Raw genomic sequence first — 16,986 nt, 5'->3', positions numbered from 1 at the left:
CCGCTTTGGTCGTCGTATGCCATTCGCATCAGATAACACGGAGTCGGTGTCGGACTACACTGCTGCTCGAAGGAAATGGGATGGTAGCGGACCCGTCGCATGATCTTCCTCGTGTAGTATCGCACTCAAAATCGAGCAAAAAACTAAAATCAAACGGGGTAGTGATGTACTTTTATGTTGATGAGTCGGGGCACACTGGTCCAAATCTATTCGATCCGGCGCAGCCAATCCTGTACTACGGCGTTCTTTCCAGCCGCGTGAATCTCGATGCGATATCGGCCGAAAGAGTGAAGCGAATCCGTCGGAAACTCGGGGTGCCGCGGTTACACGCAGCGGAGCTGGGCGTCGGTCGCTTAGTCGACGTGGTGCCGGACGTGCTGCCCCTCGTTAAGCAATTTGACATCCGATTTAACGTTTATCGAGTAGCCAAACCAGATCACGCGATTATCTGCTTCTTTGATCAAGTGTTTGACCAAGGCGTGAATCCCGCAGTGACGTGGATTGGCTACTGGACGCCATTGCGATATGTCCTCTTGATCAAGGTCGCGGCGCTGTTTGATGAGGAACTTGCCCAATTGGCGTGGCAAGCGCGAATCACGCCAAATGATGACATTGCTCTTCCGATCATGCAGCAGGTATGCCGGGTTCTTCGGGAGCGCATAGAAATTCTGCCCGATGCGCGCTCAAGGCAATTGATCGGGGACGCGTTGGCTTGGGCAGAGGCCAATCCTGGTGAGATTTCGTACAACGTGCCGAGCAAGAAGGACATGCTGCAGGTGACGCCCAACGTGGTCGGCTTTCAGTCAGTGATGCATGGAATCGCAGATCGGCTGAGAGCCACGGGAGCGCGTGCATCGCGAATCGTGGTGGATCAGCAGTCACAGTTCAACAAGGCACAGCGCACACTCGCCGAGTTCTATCGCAATGCTCGTGGGTTCAAATCGTCGCTTGGGCCGGGCTTGCCGCTTGTTGATCATACGCACGTTCCTGATGTTCCCATTGAGTTTTCGAGCAGCACCGACAGTTGTGGACTTGAACTCGTCGACGTGCATCTGTGGGTGTTCAAGCGTGCAATGGAAGGTGCCGAACTTCCGCCGGAATTGAAGGCCCTTGTTTATGCCCATATGCGCCGGACGAAGACGGACGAGATCTCGATAAAAGCAATCGAACATCGTTGGACTAAATGGTTTAACAAGATCCCAGAGCTTGAAGAGATGTCGACCGAACAAGTCGAGCGAGGAAAAGAAATTCTCAGGATCGACGAAGAACGGCGCCTTAAGGCTGTAGTTGGCATGCTCTCAAGCGGGAATGTCCGCGAAGACCAGCTCACTTGAACAGTCAACATCGGTGGTCGGCCGATGGGACGAGAACTGTCGAGCAAGGAGGTAACGCGGCTGAATGAAATCGCCTCTCACTTGTGGAGTCCGGGAAGTCGTGACTGAAGCTGTATAAATCGTCGATCAGCATTAGCGCTTGTGTACGACCCAGTTCCGGGTTGGAACCTCTTCGCACCTCCTGCGAACCATATTTGTCCCTGAATGGCGCGTTGTGGAGGTGCGCGCAATTGTCGGAGACGAAATCGAGGTGGAGGAGCATCCTTGAAGAATGCTCCAGCCTTTATGAGCCGAAGTCCCGGTGATCGCCAGAGGCAAAGACTCCGCAGGCTGCCAGAATCGCGTCAGGCAGCCTCGGCAAACTGCTGCTAATTAGTGACTAAATACGGCGTTGTGATAGTTGGCAAGATCCTTCGCGGTATCGTGAAAAATCTCGAATCCGTTGGCGATCAGAAGGTCGAGGTGCGCGTCAGCCACATCAGCAACCTCTTGAGGAACATTGACGATGGCAAATTTCTTCGTCGTTTCGCCCCAAACGCTCGTTGCAAGCTGAGCGGCCATAGTCTTAGTACACGCCTCGGATATCTTCTGATGTGCGCCACGCACAGCCACGCGATAGTCGAGCGTTTGAGTAATGCGATATACACCATTCTTATACACAAAGTCGCTCTTCAGGTCGGGGTGACCCGGAACAGGGACATGCGGCACGATGCGATGGCGAGCCAAATCGTCGATCGACTTGCCTAGGAGGTCCATGCTTTTGAACTTTGCGGACAATTCGCCATGCAGGCGGCTTCTCGGCCCGCGCTGCTTTCGCTGATGCGGAGTCACAATAAAATGCGATTCGACTAGCCGCATTTCGCTCTCTACTTCGGCCGGACCGTTGGCGAAGAAAAAGCCAGGCTCCCCACGCTTGCAGAGGCCCATAACGGACAACGCATTTACTCGGTCCGCCACGCTCTCAAACGGTGCAAGAGCCTCTTCAATTTTGGTCCGAAGCGCGCTCACTGTTGCTGTCGTCCAGTCGGCGTCAAGCAGTCGGAATTTATTCAGCGGCGCACTTAGCCGAACATCAAAACCGCCGCTGGGTGCGAAAAGGACGCTACCCACGTTCACAACTTCGGCTCGCACCGAGTTTGACGCCAACCGGAGCACTACGTACTCGTACATGTTGGTCATTGCCACGCTCCCGATTTGAGGAAGTCCCGGACCTCTGCAACTCGACCGGCCCAAGACTCGCCCCACCAAGCGCACAATTCCGGGCCACTGCCCGAAATCATCCAGTCGACAGGCAAATCTTCGAATAGATCCGAAAGCCACTCACCATTCATTCGTTCTAGCGTCGAGCAAACGTTGAGCGCAGTGGTTTCATCGTATGTGATGCCCAAACCCGGCCAAATTGCGAACGACGTCTGTGTGTTATGGCCTCTCATCGCGTGACATTCAAGCGGCGGCACAACGGTTGGCCAGGCCCGAGAAAAGTCAATTGCCCGAGCTATCACGCTGCCGTCCGGTCGACGTTGGTAGAGCCAATTTCCCCAGTGTCGATCATTGTTACCGATGGCGAGATCGGCGGCGAGCACAGCGGAAAAGATGGTCTTGTTGCCGCATTCCCTGACAAGGTCAATGATTTCGGCATCACTGGATGGAGATTCTACACCGGCCTCCAGTCGGGACCCGAACGCCTTTCGCCCTCGATAATTGACCACCGCGGGCTGCCCACAAGGCACACCTACACTCTGACATAACGATGCACCGACGTACTCTGCCAAACAGACGGTAGCATCGGTTTTGAGAAGAAATCGTTCGCCGTGCGCCGTTTCACCAATGCCCGCATTGTCGACACCGGACTGCGCTGGGTAATAGCGGATGATGTCTGGTGCGAAAAGAGTTGCCTGACTCATTTTTCCGACTTCTTCTCTCAATATCGTTTTATTTCTTGCCGTGTCGCACGCAGTGCGGGCCCGACGCCCAATGTTGATCATTCGGCGCGACAAAATCGTATCAGATCAGCGATCGACGCGATTCAGAGATTACAACGGGGTTTGGCTGTCTTTTCAGACAGGAAGCCTCTGCGCGGCCGCGAGCGCAAAAATCCTCGCCCATTGTCTTGCTTGCCGCTCGCTTTGCATCGGCAGGTGCCAGACGGGCTGCCTTGCGTTGCGTACTGTCAGCGCGACCTGCCAGCCGCCCGCTCCCGGCACAGCTTCCGCCGCGACGAGATCAGCGAAAATAAACTCGCCGACGGCGTCGCCCGTGCGTACGGTCATGAAACGTTTCGCGGCAGCCAGCTTGACCTCACCCCACTCGCCTTTCAGCTCATGCGTCCAGTCGCCGTCGCGCACGTTGGCGGCTACTTCGCGGCGACGCCGCCACCACCACGCGATCGCCAGCAGCAATGCGATGACGACAACCACAGCCACGCCGGTCGCCACACCGAAGCCAAACTGCCGCGACAGAAAATGGAACGCCTGCACCGCGCCATACACCAGCGCGATCAACGCAAACAGAACGACCACAATCGGCATTCGGCATCACCTCGATGTGACTTCGCGCAGTGGGCAGACGCGACCACCGCGCGTATTGCGGGCACAAAAGCAAAGCGGCGGAATAACCCGCCGCGTGCGACCTGAGCGCTACGTTCAGGGCTGTTTGTGCGTGGCGGCCCACTCCTGCACCGCCTTCAGCGTGTTCGCGACGTGCTGGTCTGGCGAGAGGCTCGTGTATTCGTAGATCACCTTGCCGTCGGGCGCGATCACATACGACACGCGGTTCGCCATCGATGCATGCATCGGCAGCCCGGCATCGTAGGCGTTGATGATCTTGCTGTTCTCGTCGGCGGCCACGGGGAATTTGCTGCGGCACTCGCTCACCGAAAACTTCGTCAGCGTTTCGATGTTGTCGTGCGAAACGCCGATCACCGTCGCACCATATTTTTTGTACTCGTCGACTGCGTCCGCGAACTCGTGCGCTTCGATCGTGCAGCCCTTCGTGAAGGCGGCCGGATAGAAGTACAGCACAACGGGGCCTTTCTTCAGCGCGTCGGCAAGTGCATACGTGTACGTCTTGCCGCCGAGCGAAGCCTGCGTCGTGAAGTCAGGCGCGGCGTCACCTGGCTTCAGCGTCGCGCTGGCACTGAGCGCATGGAGAGAAAGCGTGGCGCACACGCAGGCGGCGATCCACAGCCCTGAATATCGTTTCATCGTGAGTTTCCTTTCTGGCGACTGACAGGCGCCTGCGGGCACGCACCGTACCTGATCGTACGCACCCGCAAAGCGGCGTTACTCCTCGTCAGTATGCCCGCCTGTCCACGATGCTGCAGAGAGGCTCAATTCAGCGAGAACATCAGGCGTGAGGCCGGCGAATTCCGGAAACAGTGTTTCGCGTGCGATCGCGTCCACGTCGAGGCCCTGCTCGATCGCCTCGGTGATGCGCAGCAGCGTGCCGAGCGGCCCGGTGTAGTTGACGATGGCATCGCGGATCTGCGGCGCGAGGCCCAGCCGGTCGAGCGTGCTCTCCGGCGTCGAATCGACCACCACGTGCACGAGCGAAAAGATGCCGGTCATGAACGCGGCATCGGCGAACCGGTCATCCGCAGGATGCAGCCAGTTGCCGGTCAGTTCCATGAAGCGCGAACGCGTGCCCGCGAGTTGCACGAGCGGGTCGGACCGCCACGGCAGTTCGCGTCCGTCCGCGTACAGCAGCAATTGGGTCCAGCGCGCGATCTGCCGCGTGCCGGTAGCGGTGATGGCATGCCGCAGCGACGAGATTTCGCGGCCAAGCCCGAACGCGCTGGAATTCGCGAGCCGCAGCAACTGCACGACGACGCTCGGATTGCGCTTCAGTTCTTCTTCGATTTCATTGATGTCGGGCTCGCGGGACAGCAGCGCAAGGAGCCGCAGCAGGGCTTCGCGCGACGAACGCGGGCGCGGTGCCGCCAGCACCTGAGGCCGTGCAAAGAAGTAACCCTGGAACAGATCGAAGCCCAGTTCGCATGCCAGCGCGAAGTCTGCATGCGTCTCGACCTTCTCCGCGACCATCGTCTTGCCGAATTTCCGGATCGTCGAGACGAGTTCGGGCAGCCTGGCCCGGTCGGTCTGCAAAAAGTCGATCTTGACGATATCCGCATGCGGCAGGATCTCGATCAGGCCGTCCGAGAGTTCGACCACATCGTCGAGCGCAATCTGGAAGCCCGCGCGGCGCAACTGGGTGAGGCGCTTCAGGACCGGCGTGTCGAACGTGACGGTCTCGAGGATTTCGAGGACGAAACGCTCGGGCGACATGACGTGAATGATGTCGTCGAAAAGCAGATCCCGGCCGATGTTCACATAGCCACGATGCTCGCCCAGCACGGCCGGCACACCGAGCCCGCCGATCGTGCGGGCCACCACGTGCGCGGTGGCCTCGTCGTCGCTGCTGACCTCCGCGAAGTTCTGTTCGCCGGAGCGGAACAGCAACTCATACGCGGAAAGCGCGCCTGTGCGGTCAAGAATCGGCTGACGGCCAAGGAACGCAAACTGACACGCCGCGGCCGCGCCATCGGGCGACGGCAGGTCGGCGTCGCTATGGGCACACGGGTAAATTGATCCGGTCTCGGTCGGTTCAGACATGTCTGTTGGCAGGTGGATTTCTATTTAATCACAGCGCGCACGACCCCCGTGCCTGCGCTTCTCCTGGAGCTTTGGCGCATCGACGACATGCGCGCCACTGTAACTGAAACCGGAATTAATTACAGCTCCCATGGAAGCGCTTCCGGTAATCGTTGCTTTTTTGCAGTCGCCGCTAAAGATTTTCGTATGAGGGTCGTTATCTCGTTCTGATGCGCGGGCTCGTGTCTCTGAGCCACGCCACCGGAAACGGCGGAACCGGTCGTCCGCCAGCATGTGAGAACACGGGTTGCCAGCGACAAACATGGAAGCGAACAGCGTCACCGCGCCCCGCCGGGGCCCTCTGCGCACGGTCATCGACCGGTTACGTACGCTTGGCCGGCGCGCGAACAGCCACGCCCACGCCGCTGCCCGGGGCAGCCGGCCGTTTGGCGGCGATACCCTCGCGGCCGTGGGCGCCGTGGATTTCCTCGCCCATGTCGACGCGAGCCTCAAGTTTCTGTACGTCTCCGACGCGAGCCTGCGCTTTATCGGCTATCACCGGGAATACCTGCAGACGATCACCCTGCACGATCTGGTGGCGCCCGCGGACGTCGCGAAGCTCGACGCCCTGCTCGCCAGCGCCCGCGCAAGCAATTCCATCGAAAAAGCCACGCTCGACCTGGTGAAATCACTGACCTACCCGGTCGCGGTCGAGCTGCGCGTGGTTCGCAACACCCACGACGGCGTCGATGGCTACGCGATCGCGGGCTTCGACGTTTCGGCCTGGCGTGCGGCGGAAGACCGCCTCAATCACGCGCTGCACCACGACCGCCTGACCGGCCTCGCTAACCAGTCCGCGCTGACGCCCGCGCTGCTGGACGCCCAGAAGCAGGCCGACACGCACGGCTCCAGCGCCGCGCTCCTCCTGCTCGACATCGACGACTACCAGCGCGTGAACCGGGCACTCGGCTATGACGCCGGCGACGAAATGCTGCGCGACACCGCCCGCCGCCTGCAGAACATGATGAATGGCGGCGAGATTCTCGCGCGCGTCGCGAGCGACGAGTTCGCGATCCTCATGCCGCTGATCTCGACGCACCAGAACGCCGCGCTGGCCGCCGAAGCGCTCGCGCGGCGTCTTTTGACCGCCGTCCAGCGGCCGTATTCGTTCAACGGCCAGCAGGTGCATCTGTCGGCGAGCATTGGCATTGCGCTCTACCCTGACGCACGACATCTAAAGGACACGCCCGCCGGCGACAGCCAGCTGCTGCGCTGCGCCGATCACGCGCTGATGCAGGCCAAGACGTCCGGCGGCAACACGCTCGCGTTCTATATCCCCGACAACAACCCCGCCGACGCCGAGCGCCTCAAGCTCGAGTCGGACCTGTATGACGGCGTGCGCAACGGCGAGTTTTCGCTGCACTTCCAGCCGATCACGAGCAGCCAGACGCATGGCGTCGTCGGTGTCGAGGCGCTGATCCGCTGGCTGCATCCGGTGCACGGACTCGTGCCGCCTTCGATGTTCATCCCGCTCGCGGAATCGGTCGGTCTCATCAACTATCTGGGCAACTGGGTGTTGAAGATCGCGTGCATGCAGCTGATCCAGTGGGACGCTCAAGGCATTTCGCTGCAATACGTCGCCGTGAACGTGTCGCCGCAGCAGTTCCGCGATCCGCGCTTTACCGACAGCGTGCGCGAGGCGATCACGCTGACCGGCATCGATCCGCACCGTCTCGTGTTCGAAATCACGGAAAGCCTGCTGATGCACGATCCGGTGCATGCGAAGGCGCTGCTCGAAGAGATGACGGCGATCGGCATCCGCTTTGCCGTCGACGATTTCGGCACTGGCTATTCGAGCCTTGCCTATCTGCAACGCTTCCCGCTTGCGAAGCTCAAGATCGACCGTAGTTTCGTGGAGAATCTGCTAACCTCGCGAAACGATCAGGCAATCGTTAGCGCGGTTGTCGGACTGGCTCAGACACTCGATCTCGAACTCGTCGCCGAAGGCGTCGAGACCGAAGCACAACGCGCCCTTCTGACCGAGATGGGCTGCGATCACATTCAGGGCTGGCTCGTATGCAAGGCGCTGCCGTCGGACGAACTGGCGCAGCGCTTCGAGTCGCGCTCGCTGCGTCTGCACGGCGCGGTGTCCTGATGCATTTGATCTTCCCGGGGCCCGGATCTCCGATACGCACCGGCATGCTGAACACTGGAACAGGTATGGCTTTGGCGGGACTTACATGAAGGCTGCGCTGCTAGACAGGCTGTGGTCGCGAATGAACGAGCGCGGTGACTTTCCGATGCTCTCGCAGGCGCTGCGCACCACCATGGCGGCAATGACCAATGACGACCTCGATTTTTCCGCGCTCGTGCAGGTCGTGCTGTCGGATTTTGCACTGACGCAAAAAGTGCTGCGGCTCGCCAATTCGGCGATGTACATGGCGTTCGGCGGCAATATCACAACCGTCACGCGCGCGTTGATGGTGCTCGGCATGGACGCCGTCGGTCATCTGATCGTCGGCCTCAAACTCGTCGATCACTTTCATCACAGCGTGCCGCGCCGCATCGACGCGAAGCTCGAACTGAACCGCACGATGCTCTCGGGCTGCGTCGCGCGCAAGCTCACCGAACGCGGCGACCTGCGTGCCGGCGAAGAGGCCGTTGTCTGCACGCTGATGCGTCAGGTGGGCAAGCTGCTGGTCGTCTTCTACCTCGACGCCGAGTGGGACAAGATCCGCCGCGAGATCGATGCCGGCATCGAGGAAAACCAGGCGTGCAATAACGAACTCGGCGTCACGTTCGACGAAATCGGTCTTGAAGCGGCGACGCGCTGGCGTCTGCCCGAGACGATCCGCGCCGGCATGACGACATACGAAACGCCGGACAACCCGTCGCGCCAGGTGGAGTGGCTGCGCGCCATCACCAACTATTCGACCGAAGTCTCGCATGTCCTGACAACGCCGAACATTTCCGACTCGGTGCGCGAAGCGCGTATCGCTGAGCTTGCGAACCGCTACGGTCGCATGCTGGGCACCGACCCGGAAACGCTCGTCGAGATGAGCATTGCGCTCGCAGGCGAAGAGTCCGACGACGGCGTGATGCGCGAAATCGTCGAGCTGCGCGCGAACGCCGATGCGATCGCACGCGAAGCGCTCGATCCGGAAGCGCGTATCGCGGCCGGCGTCGAAGACCTGCGCGCGCTACCCTCCGATAATCCGATCGGCCCGGTGCTCGCGATGGCATCGGAGACCGTGCTGGCAGGGCTCAATTTCACGCGTACCGTTGTGTTCGTGAAGCATGGCGCGGGCTCGTTCAAGGCGAGCCTCGGCCTGGGTCCGAAGATGGATGCGATGCTGCCGACGCTCGGCTTCACCGCGACGTTCGAACCCGACGTGTTTCATCTGGCGATCGCGAACTCGGTCGGCATTTTCATCGAGAATGCGCGCGACCCCAAGATCATGGCGCGTCTGCCGGAATGGTTCCGTCGCGCGTTCGACGACGCGCGTTCATTCGTGATCCTGCCAGTTGTGCTGGAAGAGAGTCAGTCGACGGTCGCGCTCATGTACGGCGACTGGTCGCATTCGCAGGAACCGCGCAAGATCACGCAGAAAGAGATGGCGGCGTTGAACGGCCTTGCGCGTGAACTGGGACGGTTCTTTGCCGAGAAGCCGAAGCGTGAGATGGAGGTGTTTTAGGCAAGGCCCGCGCTCCGCGGGTTTTGTGCCGACGGGTGACGGACTCACCTGCTAACCGCTTAAGCGCTCGCGCCCCGCGCATGATTGAATGCTGCGAGCAGCGTCCGCTCGCTTCCCTGCTTTAAAGCCTAGTCCTCGATCCGCTCCAGCCCCGCGGCTTCGGCGCTGCTATCCGCAACACCCGCCCACGCGGCCGCCACCAGACCCAGGCTCGCCAGATCACCTGGCGTCAACGGTCCGAGCTGTGCGCTCGCCGCTTCGAGATCGCTCCACGCACCGCGCTCCAGCGCGTCGATGGCCGACAGCAGCATACCCAGCGCCCCTTCGCGGCGCAGAATCGCGGCGCGGATCGGACGTGTCAGCATCAGCATGTCGAGCGTGTTGTCGAGCGGCTCGCCGAACACTGCATCCACAAACGAAAACACGCCCGTGAGAAACGCCGCATCGGCTTCATCGCGGCCGGCTTCAGGCAGACGCTCGATGGCGAGTTCCATGAAGCGCGCGCGTGTAGCCGCGAGTTGCAGCAGCGGATCGTCTTCGAGCGACACCTTGCGGCCGTCTGCGTAAAGCAGCAGTTGGGTCCAGCGGGCAATACGGTTCGTGCCCGTCGCGTTGATCGCTTCGCGCAGCGACGTGACCTTGTGACCGAGACCGAGACTGCTCGAATTCGCGAGCCGCATCAGGTGCATCACGAGCACGGGGTTGAGTTTCAGTTCCGCTTCGAGTTGCGCGACGGTCGGGTCGGACGCGAGCAGTTGCAGCAGGTTCAGAAGCGCATGACGCGGCGCGCCGGCGCGCCGCATGCCCTGCGCCTGCGGGCGTGCAAAGAAATAGCCCTGAAAGCGGTCGAAGCCGAGATCGTGCGCCGTCTGAAAATCGGCCTGCGTATCGAGGCCCTTCGCAATCAGAATCTTGCCCGCAGCCTTCAGCACCTTCGCGAGCTTCGGCAGCAACGCGGGCTGCGTGCGGCGAAAATCGATCTTGACCACTTCTGCGTACGGCAGCAGTTTGGCAAAGGTCTCATTGGGTTGCGTGACGTTGTCGAGCACGAAACGATAACGTTTGCCATGCAGCGCGAGAACACGGCTCACCAGCATGTCGTCGGCAACGAGATCTGGCGCCAGTTCGAGCATGAAGCGCGCGGGCGGCAAAAGGCGCAACGTTTCGTCGAACAGCATTTCACGGCTTGCATCGACGTACGCCATGTGACCTGCGAGCGCGCCGCCTGCATCCGGATGCGCGCTTGCCTGGATTGCACGTTTCGCCACGGCTACGCGTGCTGCCTGCGCGTCCTTGACGGCCTGCTTCAACGCGGCAACGTCGGCTTCGCTATCGGTAAAGTTCGCGGGATCGGGGTCCGGCACAACCGGGATGTGCGCCTTGAGTTCGAAGCCGCACAGCATGCCTTCACGGTCCAGCAAGGGCTGGCGCGCAACATAGACTTCGTCCTGCACTGCCACTGCCTGCCCTGCGGCGCCCACTCGCTGATGCGGATCTTCGACTGCGTTGGTGATCATTCCCCGTCCCCTGCAGAGCGTCTGGACGCTCCGTTCTACCTGGCTGATTCTGGTCTGTTTGTCGTGGATCGATGCAGCGTTCGCGCAACTGCGCCACGGCCGTGCGGCTCCGCAGATTCTAGCGCACGCGGGCCTCGTCAGATACCCGCGCAGCGCGGTTTTCCGAAAAAAAACCGGCCATCGAAATGGCCGGTTCCCTGCCTGCAACGTCCGCGCGGCCGCCGTAAAATCCGCGCTGGGCGCGGCACAGCGCCTGCCTTACTTCAGCACGACTTTCACATCGAAATACTTCGCGGCGAACCGGTCAATGGTGCCGTCAGCTTTCAATTCCTTTAACGCCTGGTTTAGCGCCTCCTTGAGGGCTGCGTCGTTCTTGCGCACGCCGAAACCGACGCCCGCGCCAAGCAGCTTTTCGTCGCTGACCGCCGGGCCCGCGAATTCAAAGCCCGCGCCTTGCGGGCGCTTCAGAAAGCCCTTCGAGGCCGCTTCCGCGTCCTGGAACGCAGCGTCGAGGCGACCGGAGGCCAGATCCTCATAGATCTGGTCCTGCGTCTGGTACGGCACGACGTCGACACCCGCCGGCGCCCAGCGGGCCTTTGCGTACGTCTCCTGAATCGTGCCCTGCAGCACGCCCACATGTTTGCCCTTCAGCGATGCCGGCACCGGCAGCAGGCCACTGCCCTTCTTCGCGATCATCTGGTTCGGGATCGTGTAGATCGGATCGGTGAAATCGACAGCCTGACGGCGCTGGTCGGTGATCGTCATGTCGGAATTGATCGCGCTGAACTTGCGCGCCTGCAACGCAGGAATCAGGCCGTCGAAGGAATTCTCGACCCACACGCATTTCGCCTTCAGCTTCGCGCAGACGGCATTGCCGACATCGATATCGAAGCCTTGCAGCGCGCCCGCGGGCGTTTTCGATTCAAACGGTGCATATGACGCTTCGACGCCGAAGCGGATTTCCTTGATGTCGGTTGCGGATGCATGGCCCGCTGCCATTGCGGCCGACGCGAAAAGCACGCTCGCGGCCATGTAACGCCAGGTTGTGTTCATCAGGGGAGTCCTTGCTGGTAACGAGGTAAAACGGGGAACCGGATCGGGGCGTGCATGATCGCAGCGCCCGCAGCGTGGTTCAAATCGGGGCGACTGCCGTGGTGCGGCGCAACAGTCGCGAGGGCGGGATTGTACAGGGTCCGCGCGACGGGGATCGGGCGCGGCGCCTGGCGCTCGCGACGCATCCGCTACGCAGCGGGCGTGCAAGCGAACACGCAATCAGGTGTCGCAACCAGGCAAGAAATGTGAGAGCGTGCATTCCTGACTTGAACTTTTCTTCGGCGGCTTTCGATGAAACTCTATTTTTCTCCGGGCGCGTGCTCGCTCGCGGTCCACATCGCGCTGCGCGAAGCGGGTGTCGATTTTCAGGGCATCAAGGTCAACCTGCAGAATCACACGCTGGGCGCAGGCGAAGACTACTATGCGATCTCGCCGCGCGGCTATGTGCCGCTGCTTGAACTCGACGACACCTCACGCCATACCGAAGTCGCGGCCCTGCTTCAGTATGTCGCCGATCTCGATCCGCAGCGCGCGCTGATTCCGCCTTCGGGTTCGCTGGAACGGCTTGCCGTGCTCGAATGGCTCACGTTTGTCAGTACCGAATTGCACAAGACGTTTAGCCCCTGGCTATGGCATCCGGATACGGCGGAATCGACGAAACAGGCATGCCGCACGAAGCTCGCAGCGCGCTTTGGGGAACTTGAACGCGCGTTGACGGGCCGCGAATATCTGACGGACTCATTCACCGTCGCCGATGCGTACGCGTTCACAATCGTCAACTGGAGCCGCATGCTGGCGATCGATCTGTCGGCGTTCCCGCAGTTGAAGGCGTATATGGCGCGCGTCGCGGCACGGCCCAAAGTACGCGAGGCAATGGCAGCGGAGGGACTCAAGGTCTGACGTTGCGGCGCGCACGGCTGCGCGTCAGCGGGCCGTGCGGTCGGCAGATTCAGGCCAGTGCGGCGAGCGTGCTGTCCGTCGTATCGATGACAAGCAGGCCCGCGCGCAGACCCGGCTTGACGGTCGGATTCGGAAACACGATGCGCTCTTCGTCGTGACGCACGATATAGCGATAGTCGCCGTCACGCGCGAGCAGTGTGTCTTTCACGAAGGGCGTGAAATTGGGCACATCGGCAGCGACGAGCAGTTCGAACGCGTCGCTCTGCTTCGTGATCTGGTCAATCACCGTGAACACGCGCGGCAGCGGTGCCGCTTTATCGCCAGATTCGCCCGCCACGAGGTGACGCAACGCGCGATCCGCGCCCGCAAACCGCGTGAGATCGTTCTGCCCGAACGGGCGCACCTTGCCGAGTTCGAGCGTGCAGGCAAGCGCGCCGCACGCATCGGCGGTGAAATGCGAATACGTGCTGCCTTTAGTCGTGTGCAGCAGGACAGCAGCGATGCGTGCATCGCGCAGCCATTCGAACATCACGCGCGAAAGCGGCGCGCCGGTATGCGGCAGCAGCGCGAACTGCTCGAACACGGACGCGCGAATTGCTGTATGCATGTCGACGTGCCAGCGCGCTTCGGGCGCATCCGGCGCATCGGCGAAAAAGCGTTGTGCGGCTTCTTCGAGTGCAGCCGCGCGCGGCGCTTCGTGACTCTGCGGCACCTGGGCGTGACGTCCGCTAAAGAGGCGGTTCAGGTCGTCATCGCGATAGCGGCACGCGTCGCGCATCGCATCGACGTTGCCCAGAATCACGAGCAGACGACATGCGAGCGAGGCGTTTCCCGAAGCGATAGCGCGCACGAGCGTGGAGAGCAGTTCGATCGGCGCGGTTTCATCGCCATGTATGCCCGCAGAAGCGAGCACACTGCGTGTCGCGTTGTTCAGCACCGCCGGTTCGAGCAACAGCACGCCGTCGTCGAGCCACGTGTAGCGCACGCCATTGGCCGTCGCGCCCTTCGCCTGCGAACCGGCAGGACGCGTACCCGCCAGCGTGTACGCGAGAAAATCGTCGAGCAACGCGTTCACGTCCGGCTCAGCGCTGGAAGTCATAAAGCGAGCCGAGGCCGAGAATCTGCGTCAGTTCATCGAGTGCCGTGCGCGACTCGACGAGCAGCGACGGATCGGTCAGATCGGCCGGGGCGAGACGATCGCGATAGTGCTTTTCGATCCACGCGTCGAGGTTGCCGAACAACGTGTCGTTGATCCACACGCCCGGTGCCACGGCCGCACGCTCCGCGTCGTTCAGCACGACACGCAGACGCAGGCACGCCGGGCCACCGCCGTTCTTCATGCTTTCACGCAGATCGAACACCAGCACTTCGTCGATCGGGCCGTGCTTTTCGGTAAGGCCGTCGAGATACGCGGCGACACGCGCGTTTTCGCGGCATTCCTGCGGCACGACCAGCACCTGACGGCCATCGGGACGCGTCAGCAACTGGCTGTTGAACAGATACGACGACACGGCGTCCGACACGCTCACCTGTGCATCCGGCACCTCGATCACACCAAACGTCGCGCTGAGTTTCTCTAGCTTCTTCGACAGCTCTTCGTAGACGGAAGACTGGTCGACGAACGCCAGTTCATGACAGAACAGCGTGTTGCGGTTGCCGACGGCGATCACGTCGTTATGGAATACGCCCGCGTCGATCACGTCGGGATTCTGCTGCGCGTACACGGTGCCGCCTTCGACGAGCCCGTGACGATGCGCCACCGCGCGGCTCGCCTCGAACGTCTGGCGGGCCGGAAAGCGCTTCGGCTCCGGTCCGCGGCGATATTCGCTGCGGCCGTAGACGAAGAATTCGACGCCACGTGTGCCATATTCCGCGCAAAAGCGCGTATGGTTCGCCGCGCCTTCGTCGCCGAGCGCGGGTGTGCCGGGCAACGCCTCGTGCACCGCAAAGCGCGCATCGTCGGCGAAAATCGCGCGCAACGTGCGGCGGGTCGACTCATGTTCGATCGCGCGATGCAGCTTGCTGCACAGATTGGCCGGTGTGAAATGCACGCGGCCGTCGTGTGTATCGGCCGAAGGGCTCACGGTCGCCGCGTTCGCCGTCCACATCGCCGATGCGGAACTGGCGGCCGCCAGCAACTCGGGCGCGTCCTTCGCGACGCGTGCAATCACCGTGGCGTCGTCGCCCGAAAACCCGAGTTCACGCAAGAGGCGCATCGACGGCCGCTCCTGCGGCGGCAGCACGCCCTGATTGAAACCGAGATCGGCCAGCTGCTTCATCTTGCGCAGGCCCTGCTTTGCGGCGGCCTTCGGATTCGCAACCGATTTCTCGTTGTTCTGCGACGCGACGTTGCCGAACGACAGCCCTGCGTAGTTGTGCGTCGGGCCGACGAGTCCGTCGAAATTGGCTTCAGAGGCGAACATCGTCGTTCCTTAAAATTGAAGGCCCGGCGACACGCTCGCGGGCATCTGCAGTTGGGCGCTTTCGACGGAAGCCATCGGATACGCGCAGTAATCGGCTGCGTAGTACGCGCTCGGCCGGTTGTTGCCCGAGCGCCCCGTGCCGCCGAAAGGCGCGCCCGACGAAGCCCCATTGGTTGGCCGGTTCCAGTTCACGATGCCGGCGCGAATGCGGCGCTGGAAATGCGTCCACAGCGTCTCGTCGTCCGCGAGGAGGCCCGCGGAAAGACCGAATTCGGTGTCGTTCGCGCGCTCGATCGCTTCGTCGAAATTGCCATAGCGCACGATCTGCGCAAGCGGGCCGAAGTGTTCTTCGTCGGGCAGATCCTGCACGCCTGTCACATCGAGAATGGCCGGCGTGACGAAGCCGAGTTTCGGATCGCGCTGCGCCATCGCCAGCAACGATTTCGCGCCGTCGGCGAGCAATCTTTCCTGTGCCGCGACGAGGCGCGATGCGGCGCGCGCCGAGATCACCGCGCCCATGAACGGCTGCGGATTCGCGTTGTATTCGCCTACTGCGATGCGCGAAGTCACATCCACAAGGCGCTCGATATAACGGTCGCCGAACGCGTCGTTCGGCACGAAAATGCGACGCGCGCACGTGCAACGCTGACCGGCCGACAGGAACGCGGATTGAATCGTGTGATGCACGGCGGCGTCGATATCGCCGACGGGCGCGATCACAAGCGGGTTGTTGCCGCCCATTTCGAGCGCGAGCACGATCTCAGGCCGACCGCCAAACTGCTTGTGCAGCAGCGTGCCGGTATCCGAGCTGCCGGTGAAGAAGAGACCGTCGATCTGCCGGTGATTCGCGAGCGCAATGCCGGTTTCCTTCTCGCCCTGCACGAGATTCAGCACGCCTGCCGGCAGGCCCGCTTCGCGCCACACTTCGACGGTTGCCTGCGCGACGCCGGGTGCGAGTTCCGACGGCTTGAACACCACCGCGTTGCCCGCGATCAGCGCCGGCACGATGTGCCCGTTCGGCAGGTGACCCGGAAAATTGTATGGCCCGAACACGGCCACCACGCCATGCGGGCGATGCCGCAATACCGCGACGCCATCGGCCATCGGCGCGCGTTTCTCGCCGGTGCGTTCGTTGTACGACTGGATCGAGATCTCGACCTTCGCGGCCATCGATGCGACTTCCGTCCGCGCTTCCCAGAGCGGCTTGCCGGTCTCGCGGCCAATCGCTTCGGCGATCGCTTCCTTACGCTCGGTCAGAAGCGCTGCGAAGCGGCGTGCAACCGCGATGCGCGCGTCGAATTCGAGCGAGGCCCACGGCGCAAACGCGTTGCGGGCGCTGCGCACAGCGCGGTCGACGTCGTCGGCGGAGGCGCTGCGGCCTTCCCATACGACCTGGTCGGTGCCCGGATTGCGCGACGCGAAAACGTGACCGGTTCCGGCGGCCCATTCGCCGTCGATGAAGAGCTCGTTCATGA

At 61.8% G+C, this 16,986-nt stretch carries 14 protein-coding genes; 4 read left to right on the top strand and 10 right to left on the bottom strand.

The window, feature by feature from the left end:
* Positions 1 to 80 precede the first annotated feature (80 nt).
* The gene (locus LPA36_RS15370) at positions 81 to 1,334 is read left to right on the top strand and encodes a DUF3800 domain-containing protein (RefSeq protein ID WP_228878060.1); all 1,254 of its coding nucleotides are present in this window, start codon (positions 81 to 83) and stop codon (positions 1,332 to 1,334) included.
* Between the two features lie 372 nt (positions 1,335 to 1,706).
* On the opposite strand, the gene LPA36_RS15365 is transcribed toward LPA36_RS15370, so the two are convergent.
* The 5 genes from LPA36_RS15365 to LPA36_RS15345 form a co-directional block, all read right to left on the bottom strand.
* Positions 1,707 to 2,513 (bottom strand): DUF3037 domain-containing protein, encoded by an 807-nt coding sequence (locus LPA36_RS15365; RefSeq protein ID WP_228878058.1) that lies wholly within the window; start codon positions 2,511 to 2,513, stop codon positions 1,707 to 1,709.
* Positions 2,510 to 3,238: a hypothetical protein gene (locus tag LPA36_RS15360; protein ID WP_228878050.1), complete on the bottom strand. Its 729-nt coding sequence runs from the start codon at positions 3,236 to 3,238 to the stop codon at positions 2,510 to 2,512. The genes LPA36_RS15365 and LPA36_RS15360 overlap by 4 nt, the downstream gene beginning before the upstream one ends.
* 153 nt (positions 3,239 to 3,391) lie before the next feature.
* Complete coding sequence (locus LPA36_RS15355) at positions 3,392 to 3,862, bottom strand: hypothetical protein (RefSeq protein WP_228878041.1); 471 nt, start codon at positions 3,860 to 3,862, stop codon at positions 3,392 to 3,394.
* Between the two features lie 114 nt (positions 3,863 to 3,976).
* On the bottom strand, positions 3,977 to 4,537 hold the full coding sequence (locus LPA36_RS15350) for a peroxiredoxin (protein WP_228878039.1): 561 nt from the start codon (positions 4,535 to 4,537) through the stop codon (positions 3,977 to 3,979).
* A 78-nt stretch (positions 4,538 to 4,615) separates the two neighbouring features.
* Positions 4,616 to 5,944, bottom strand: coding sequence for an EAL and HDOD domain-containing protein (locus tag LPA36_RS15345; RefSeq protein ID WP_228878038.1), 1,329 nt, complete (start codon positions 5,942 to 5,944; stop codon positions 4,616 to 4,618).
* Positions 5,945 to 6,245: 301 nt separating this feature from the next.
* On the opposite strand from LPA36_RS15345, the gene LPA36_RS15340 reads away from it, so the two are divergent.
* Together LPA36_RS15340 and LPA36_RS15335 are read left to right on the top strand one after the other, a co-directional pair.
* Positions 6,246 to 8,078, top strand: a complete 1,833-nt coding sequence (locus LPA36_RS15340) for a putative bifunctional diguanylate cyclase/phosphodiesterase (protein WP_228878037.1) — start codon at positions 6,246 to 6,248, stop codon at positions 8,076 to 8,078.
* A gap of 85 nt (positions 8,079 to 8,163) precedes the next feature.
* On the top strand, positions 8,164 to 9,618 hold the full coding sequence (locus LPA36_RS15335; protein WP_228878035.1) for an HDOD domain-containing protein: 1,455 nt from the start codon (positions 8,164 to 8,166) through the stop codon (positions 9,616 to 9,618).
* Positions 9,619 to 9,746: 128 nt separating this feature from the next.
* Here LPA36_RS15335 and LPA36_RS15330 read toward each other — a convergent pair whose 3' ends face one another.
* Both LPA36_RS15330 and LPA36_RS15325 read right to left on the bottom strand, forming a co-directional pair.
* A complete protein-coding gene (locus LPA36_RS15330; RefSeq protein WP_407674290.1) occupies positions 9,747 to 11,135 on the bottom strand; it encodes an EAL and HDOD domain-containing protein in 1,389 nt (462 codons plus the stop codon).
* Between the two features lie 258 nt (positions 11,136 to 11,393).
* A complete protein-coding gene (locus LPA36_RS15325; protein ID WP_228878033.1) occupies positions 11,394 to 12,188 on the bottom strand; it encodes an ABC transporter substrate-binding protein in 795 nt (264 codons plus the stop codon).
* A 291-nt stretch (positions 12,189 to 12,479) separates the two neighbouring features.
* On the opposite strand from LPA36_RS15325, the gene gstA reads away from it, so the two are divergent.
* Positions 12,480 to 13,088: a glutathione transferase GstA gene (gene gstA, locus LPA36_RS15320; protein ID WP_228878029.1), complete on the top strand. Its 609-nt coding sequence runs from the start codon at positions 12,480 to 12,482 to the stop codon at positions 13,086 to 13,088.
* A 49-nt stretch (positions 13,089 to 13,137) separates the two neighbouring features.
* On the opposite strand, the gene astE is transcribed toward gstA, so the two are convergent.
* From astE to astD, 3 genes are read right to left on the bottom strand one after another with little or no spacing between them, the layout of a single operon-like run.
* Positions 13,138 to 14,187 carry a succinylglutamate desuccinylase gene (gene astE, locus LPA36_RS15315; RefSeq protein ID WP_228878026.1) on the bottom strand — a complete coding sequence of 350 codons (1,050 nt, stop codon included), beginning with the start codon at positions 14,185 to 14,187 and terminating at the stop codon, positions 13,138 to 13,140.
* Positions 14,171 to 15,511, bottom strand: a complete 1,341-nt coding sequence (astB, locus tag LPA36_RS15310; RefSeq protein ID WP_228878023.1) for an N-succinylarginine dihydrolase — start codon at positions 15,509 to 15,511, stop codon at positions 14,171 to 14,173. The genes astE and astB overlap by 17 nt, the downstream gene beginning before the upstream one ends.
* 9 nt (positions 15,512 to 15,520) lie before the next feature.
* Complete coding sequence (astD, locus tag LPA36_RS15305) at positions 15,521 to 16,984, bottom strand: succinylglutamate-semialdehyde dehydrogenase (protein WP_228878021.1); 1,464 nt, start codon at positions 16,982 to 16,984, stop codon at positions 15,521 to 15,523.
* Positions 16,985 to 16,986: the final 2 nt, after the last annotated feature.

The sequence above is a fragment of the Paraburkholderia saeva genome, from assembly GCF_907164555.1.
Classification (GTDB): Bacteria; Pseudomonadota; Gammaproteobacteria; order Burkholderiales; family Burkholderiaceae; genus Paraburkholderia; species Paraburkholderia saeva.
The sequence above is the reverse complement of the archived record's forward strand: the minus strand, read 5'-3'. Positions and strand labels throughout refer to the sequence as shown.